General features: G+C 44.8%; 5 protein-coding genes. 1 reads left to right on the top strand and 4 read right to left on the bottom strand.

Annotated elements, in window-relative coordinates; translation table 11 throughout:
* Positions 1-266: 266 nt before the first annotated feature.
* From K8S15_06280 to K8S15_06295, 4 genes are all read right to left on the bottom strand, one after another.
* Positions 267-2,609: a T9SS type A sorting domain-containing protein gene (locus K8S15_06280; GenBank protein MCD4775646.1), complete on the bottom strand. Its 2,343-nt coding sequence runs from the start codon at positions 2,607-2,609 to the stop codon at positions 267-269.
* A 12-nt stretch (positions 2,610-2,621) separates the two neighbouring features.
* Positions 2,622-3,521: a hypothetical protein gene (locus tag K8S15_06285; protein MCD4775647.1), complete on the bottom strand. Its 900-nt coding sequence runs from the start codon at positions 3,519-3,521 to the stop codon at positions 2,622-2,624.
* 188 nt (positions 3,522-3,709) lie between these two features.
* Positions 3,710-4,960, bottom strand: coding sequence for an aminopeptidase (locus K8S15_06290; protein MCD4775648.1), 1,251 nt, complete (start codon positions 4,958-4,960; stop codon positions 3,710-3,712).
* Between the two features lie 361 nt (positions 4,961-5,321).
* On the bottom strand, positions 5,322-6,581 hold the full coding sequence (locus tag K8S15_06295) for a hypothetical protein (protein ID MCD4775649.1): 1,260 nt from the start codon (positions 6,579-6,581) through the stop codon (positions 5,322-5,324).
* Positions 6,582-6,773: 192 nt separating this feature from the next.
* Here K8S15_06295 and K8S15_06300 point away from each other — a divergent pair.
* Positions 6,774-7,164: hypothetical protein (locus K8S15_06300; protein ID MCD4775650.1), on the top strand; the 391-nt coding region annotated here is incomplete at its 3' end.

Below are 7,164 nucleotides of genomic sequence, written 5' to 3' on the forward strand. Positions count from 1 at the left end.
CAGATCCTGTTAACCAGGTCCTGCGGAAATAAGGCAATTGTACATATAAGTAAAAGCATTCGAAACCTCCCGGTTTTTGTCGTTCATGCACTGTTACATCTGTGTGTTTATACAACTCATATATTAATGGTCTTTGTTCTTGTTGTAACACTATGTAACAGTACCAAACTGTGACTCCAGAGGCTTTCATGAATGAAACAAAGAAGCAGGATAAACAGGTTCGTGCCGCGCTACAGGGAAAGCGCGGCACGAACTGTAGGCTGATTTTACTGCACTACGATTATTTTTCTGACTGTAGCGTAACTACCCGCCTGTAACCGGCAAAAATGCACTCCTGCGGACAGGCCCGATACAACTCTTTCATACGCGCCGGCAGTGAGCGTCTCGTCCACAAGCGTAACTACCTTACGTCCTGCAATATCGTAGATGCTGAGATCTACTCTTGCCGTTTCAGGAAGCGAAAAAGCGATAGCTGCGTTTGCTGTTATCGGGTTGGGCCGCGGTTGGTACAAAGCAAAACCTGTCGGATTTGTAGAGTTCTGATCTTCCTCTTCGGTGGAAATTCCCAACTCGCTCAACTCAATATGAAACACCGCCGCACCATAGGTGGCAGCATAAACCGTCACATCGACACCATTGTCATATGCCCAGATGTCCTGCACAAGCGGGTTAAGCAGATCCTCACTCAAAGATATCCAGGAATCGCCAACATTGCCGTAGAAAACCCCTTCTCCGTAAGATCCAATCACAACTTTATCATCGGCGAATTCAATACCGCGTATATCACCCCCGCCGAAACCACCGTCGTACCAGTTGTCTCCGCCGTCATCCGAAACGCGTAATGCTTCAAAATCACTATTGCCGCCAATATAAACCCTCAACGGGTTATCAGGATCAACAGCGATTTCACCGGAAAAACCGATGTTTGCTTTTTCGATCCAGGAGCTTCCTCCATCTTCAGACACCCAGAAATCGCCGGTGTGACTACAAACGTACAGCAAATCCGGATTGCTCGGTGCGATGGCTATGTCGAATAATGGAGTATCAGCGAAATAACTGTCCTCGTTGAACGAATCAGCTCCATCTGTCGAGACAAGCAACCCTCCACTGTTTGGAAACATAGAAATAACTGCGAATACCTTCAAAGGGTCATCCGGTTTATAAACGAGGTCGAGTATGATACCTTGGCTGAAATGATCGAATATCTTTACCCAGTTTTCTCCACCGTCTGTACTCTTCCAAATCTGCGGAGAGCCAAACCCGTTTTGATTCCCAATCAGAACGGTCTGAGGATCATCCGGATTTATAGCTGTACTGTTTATGACATTCCCTATCTGTGCCATGAAGCTTGTTTCATCCCAGTTCGTGCCGTCGTATTTGAATAAACCGTTGTAACTTCCCGCATATCCTGAATAGGGATCGCTTCCCTGGAATTCGATGTTCTTTATTGTAGAACATGGTATACCTGCAAGGTTCCAGCTTGCCGCGGCGTCTTCAGATTTATGCAGGCCGATATCTGACGCGATGTATACGATATCATTTCCATTATCATCAAAACAGGCGACCGAAACTCCGTTGAAATATTCCAATCCTACAGTATAGGGACATTCCATATCGAAGGTTGACGAATACCAATTCAGCCCTTCGTCATCCGTTTTGTAGATAACACCTTCCGATACGGCGGCGTAGATCGTCCCGGGAGAATTGGGACTGAAAGCTACATCATTGGGGACCTGTAATGTAAAACTGTCAGGTAGCCCATTATCTCTTTTGTGCCAGTTCTGGCCATCATCTGTGCTGATATAGAATCCGTTGTTATACCTGCTTACGGTTATGTATCTTTGGGTTCCTGTTTTATGCACACCTACATAACTCAGATAATGTCTTCCAAAATAGTCAATGTAGTTAAAACTTATACCGCCATCGGTACTCTTGTATAATCCGGAATTGGAACCACCCCAATTAACATTCGAACAGTATACCTCATAGGGATTATCAGGATTAACTGCCAGAGACACTACGGCATTCATTTCACCAACTGTGAATCCATAACGTCTTTCCCATGTGGAACCGCCGTCACCGGAATAGTATACATAACTGTACTCTTCAAGATCATGCTTGCCGCCAACGTATACATGGCCATCGTATGCAGCGATGCAGTTATAGTTTACAGCCATTGGTCCGAAGGTTTCGAGAACCCGCGCCCAGGAATTTCCACCGTCTTCAGAGCGAAATACAAAGTCATCAAGATCGCCTGAAGAAAAGTGATCATCTGTCATTGCGCAATAGTGGTTGTCCGGGTTCAAAGGATCTATCGCGTACGCCGACATACGCTGCATACTGCCGCTGACAGGGTTGGGTGTGTACAGACCCAGCCCTTCGTTAGAAAGCTTCCACGACTGTGCGCCGTCTTCACTTATAAAAAGGCCTGATGCTCGATCAGCGCCTATACCATAGACTATATCAGTATTCGCCGGGTTGACTTCGACTATAAGCGAATTGCCCCATAAAGGGCCGCTGCTCGTCCATACATCGATACCTGCGTTAACCGGTGAAAAAGAACCGGCGATAAGAAGGAAGCCTGATAACAATGTCATTATTCTGAACATATCTGACCTCCTTTATACTTCTATGACAGGTATACACCATGCTCCGGAGTCATAATCTTCTTCAATCTGATCCGCCATCGTATCCGCGTCAATAATGTCTGCAGCTATTCTCCACTTGTGGAAATAGATGAAGGAATCCTCTACATACCATTCGTAGGTATAAATACCGTCTCCAGCCGTTACGTCGCCGAAGTTGCCGTCGTCATACATCAGATGTCTTGGCCAAGAAGGACAGGGCCCGTGAACGTAAACGAAGTATGGCGGTTCATACTGTGGATTGGTATGCAGAACGGTAACTTCCAGTTTGACAAGCTCCCCTTCAGACAATTCTGGAAGATCCTCAATATCAATGAACTGATCGGGGGATGTGCAATCAAGCAGCAATTCTTCTCCTCTATAGAGTTTCATGGATTCTATGAAAACTTCCTGTTCACTACTGTTAGAAAGTGAGAATTCAGCAGGTGTTACACTCCGAACAGTCCATCCACCATGTGGAGTGGAGGAAGGGTTTCCGGTTCTTTCTACTATTATTCGTCTTTCTCTCAGATCCTCTATCGTTTTCATGCCGGTGTTTATTTCCAGGTCATGAACCACATCGATGTAGAAATTCGCTAAGAGGTTATGATTAACACTAACCGTACAGATACCTGCCTCTGGATTTCCGTTAATAACAACCTTGAAAGCACCTTCAGCGGAAATTTTCCGCCACCATATTTCGGGAAGGTCTACTCCTGTACTGTCCTTTCCATCCATTTCCCCACCCTGACCTTCCAGTGCTCCCATTTTCACAAGTTCGCTGGATGCCAGCAGTTGATAGATATGTTCTTCATCAGTAACCTGAGGATCCTGCACGCAACCGGCAGTAAGGATAAGAACAACTGATGACACTGCAATTAACGCTTTCCTTTTCATTCTGAATCTCCTTTCCATCTCAATATCATTGCCTGTCCAACTTCTTCCATCACAGATTATAACAGCAATGATAGCTGTGTCAAGGAAGTTTCCCGGAAACTTCCTATGAATGTTTTTGAGGTGCTGTTACTGTTCACGTTAATCTCCTTTTATCAATACAATATTCAGACATGAGCTTTCTTCTCATTTTACTGAATATCAAATTTCCCATCGGCCATAATCAATCCGGTATCTGATTTAACACAGGGTGAAATCGAGATTAAACTCCATGTATTCGGCTCTTTTATAGTACCACCCAGTACAGCGTTGTTTCCGAATGTTATATGTATACTGCCATATTTTTTACTCGACATTTCTGGAAGCAACAGCACATCAGTTATCGCGCTATTCATTCCGAAACATACCTGGCTGACAGTTCTCCCCTCGACGCCAAAACTGTCGAATAGCGACTGCAGTATCTCCAGTCCTTTATCGGCTTTCACGTCGATAACGATGTTGTCCTTGATTCTCAGTCGGATCCCTGATATTTCACCGATTCTCCGGTCGCAATACTCACAATAAATGTCGCCGTTAATCCCGCCCTCGATCGGCAGCATTCCAAGTTCTCCTGATGGCAGACTATAGAAACCGCTCATCCTTGAGGATTCAGTGTAAGGCCCGGCGTCAATGAAATAGCAATCCTTATCGAATTTCACCTGAAGCACATTATGCTGTCCGCTCTCAATCCTGAGGTCAGGTTTATCGAGTATAAGTTCACTTATGGATTTTACTTTTTTGAAATCGCTCTTATCAAGAGATAATGCCTTCAAGTACATTTGCACTCGCTCTATTATATCCCTGTCTTCAAAGAAACCCTTCTCGAATGGCGGGATGTAAAGCATCAGACCGCGCTTTTCAGAATTCAGGCTGAGTTTTGACATTGCACTGTCTCGAATTGCTGCAATTCTCTCTATTCTCTGCTGCGGGATACCTGAGAATTCAGGTTTGCTGTATCTACCCAGGTTTATCCAGATGTCCGCCCAGTCTATATCTTCGGAAATCTGATCATAATATCCTTTAACTCTTTTTATAGGCAGTGATGACCATAGATCTTGAGACAGTTCCTTAGTCCTGATAGACGTTCTATATTTTGCTCCCGTCCGACGTGCTTTAATGATCAGCTTTTTCGCGAATTCCATATTGTATTCATGATATACTATCATCACCCTTTCATCAGGGCACACTTTCAGATAATCATCTACTATCAAATCAACAATATTTTCAGAATCATATTCCACCAGGTTGTGCATTAAATGGTTAATGTAGGAATTACTCAGCCCTTGACTGATGCTTTCTTCAGTTTCACCTACATCTGTGGAAATAAGGAATTTCCTTGCTGTAGCTCTGTAAAATTTCTCCGTTGCACCACGATTTTTCTTCGTTCTTACAACTTCAGCCAAGTTATATTCCTGCAGTTTTTTTAGATAGTATGTTGCAAGCGGTGCTTTTATCCCAACTATATTTGCTATCATTATACCAGAATATTCCTTGTCTCTCAACAGGTTGAGTATCTCGTAGGCGTTCTCGTTACCTAACAACCGTAACTCTTCGGGAGTGGACAGTATCTGCAGGCCTTTAATGATTTTCTCCTTATGTTTAGTAATTTGTGAATATTCAAATATTACTGAACGGTCATAGCTCTGTCAAGTATGGCTCATCAGAAGGATGAGATGATTTCTCAGTTATCCCTGTGATTTCAAGGTCGGGGATGACTTCTCGCAGATCGGGGAAGTCCTTCTATTCAGATAGCGGGAAACAATATTACTGTTCTTCAGGAGGCGGTGGAGGAATGAAAGCCATAACCACCTGCGTGCCGTAAATAGGATAATCAATGGCGCATCGATACCCACGGAATTCGAGATCATTCCACTGAAGATGCGAATAGACGGAGCGAAGCAATTCAACGTAGCGGGGGACATTGGCGTTTCGGCATTTCGCTGAACCCACGCCAAGGGTCTGTATCGTTTCCAGTAATTCCATTCTATCAATATCCCTGGACGAATCGTTGATGTCTGCCACGCCGTCACCCGCGGTATCGTAGATAAATAGCTGGGGATCAGAGCCGGGATAGATGTCTTTATGAACCAGCACATCGAACAGGAGAAGTCTGGAAGGCAAATTTATCTCGGCGAACACGTAGCCCTTACGGTTGAGGTTTGCCGGAATATATCGCGGCATCTCGTTATAGTTCACTTCCGCCATTACGATATCAACGGTCGATGCGCGTCCGAAACCTCCGTTTTTCAATGTGTAGTGAATAACATCATTAACCGTATTTACATCGATAGCTACATCCGATGATGTACTGAAAGATTCAAGACGGGAATCATTTAAGGTCTTGATAGGTTTCCCATCCAGATTGAATGGTACTCGCGGGGTATCACCTTCACTGGTTATTCGCCTCGTATCAAGTTTTATAGTTGCCCCGGGACGAAGACGCTGAAGACCGAGTTTACCCATTATCCAAACGATATCGATTCTGTCACCCCCTTCCGATGGATGAAGGATAACGGTCGCGAGATCCGTCTGAACGAGTACTCCCTTCAGTTCGCTCATCGCCCGGAAGGCTGCCTGCTTCCGTCTTAGCTCAAAATCCCTGCGCGCTTCGGGCAGCCATGAGCTTATAATTGCGTTAAGAGAGGCCCTGTCACCGGCCTCTCGGCGAATGAGCATATCAAACTGTTCAATAGCGTTAGCCGCAGCATTAACTACGTCCACCCCTGCTCCGCGCCTGCCCGCATGACGAAGAAAACGTCGAAGCGGTTCGGGCCCCGGGATGTGATGCATTACAGCGATCGGATCCCTCGATCTTAAGGCCTTCAGTATACGACTTGTAAGGACCTTGTTGATTCCGAGAAGACGGGCAAGATTCTGTGGCCCATTTGTGTCTCCTGGAATCTGCTCTATTACTTTGCTCAACGTTAAGGCAAGCATCGATCCTGTGTCCGCTATACGTTTCTCAAGATCGTTTTCATCAATATGATCAGTTACAGATTTTCCTTCATCGATGCGTGAAGTCATACATTCATCCCCAATTATTCAATAAGGTACAATACTAGTACAATCAATGTGGCAGGAAAAGGGACAAACATAGTGCAGACATATCAAAGAGGTTTCCCGGAAACTTCCTTGACATAATGTAGAAACATTTTTATACTTCATTGCACAATGAAATAGATGTTGAGATAAAAAATTCCGATTAGGAGAAGAGTCATGCAATTAGTGAAACTCGCTGCAATGTTCCTTCTAATTTGTACAGTACCGCCGGCAACCGCTGACACATATGCTGAAGACTTTGAAGGCGGTACCAATATTTCAGGATGGACCTTCGGAAATTGCTACGACGAAATAGAAATCTCCGGAGGCAATCCCGCGTACTGGCTTCATAACGATTATCTTGTTACTTTCGGGCCGATTCTCGTTTGCGATTTCTATGCCGATTATTTCACCGGCAACTATCGTGCAATGAATGTTACTTCGGTAAGTATCGATGGCCGTTCAGACTTTATCGAGTGGGGCTCTACGATCAACATGTCTGTTCTTCTACGTTGCACCAACGGTACACCGGGCGTTTTTGAGGATGATGATTTCGCCTACTTCTTAG

Source organism: Candidatus Aegiribacteria sp. (assembly GCA_021108005.1).
Taxonomy (GTDB): Bacteria; Fermentibacterota; Fermentibacteria; order Fermentibacterales; family JCC-6; genus Aegiribacteria.

Excerpts from the sequence above, each read along its gene's own strand:
- K8S15_06280 (MCD4775646.1), bottom strand. The coding sequence starts at position 2,609 with ATGTTCAGAATAATGACATTGTTATCAGGCTTCCTTCTTATCGCCGGT.
- K8S15_06285 (MCD4775647.1), bottom strand. The coding sequence starts at position 3,521 with ATGAAAAGGAAAGCGTTAATTGCAGTGTCATCAGTTGTTCTTATCCTT.
- K8S15_06295 (MCD4775649.1), bottom strand. The coding sequence starts at position 6,581 with ATGACTTCACGCATCGATGAAGGAAAATCTGTAACTGATCATATTGAT.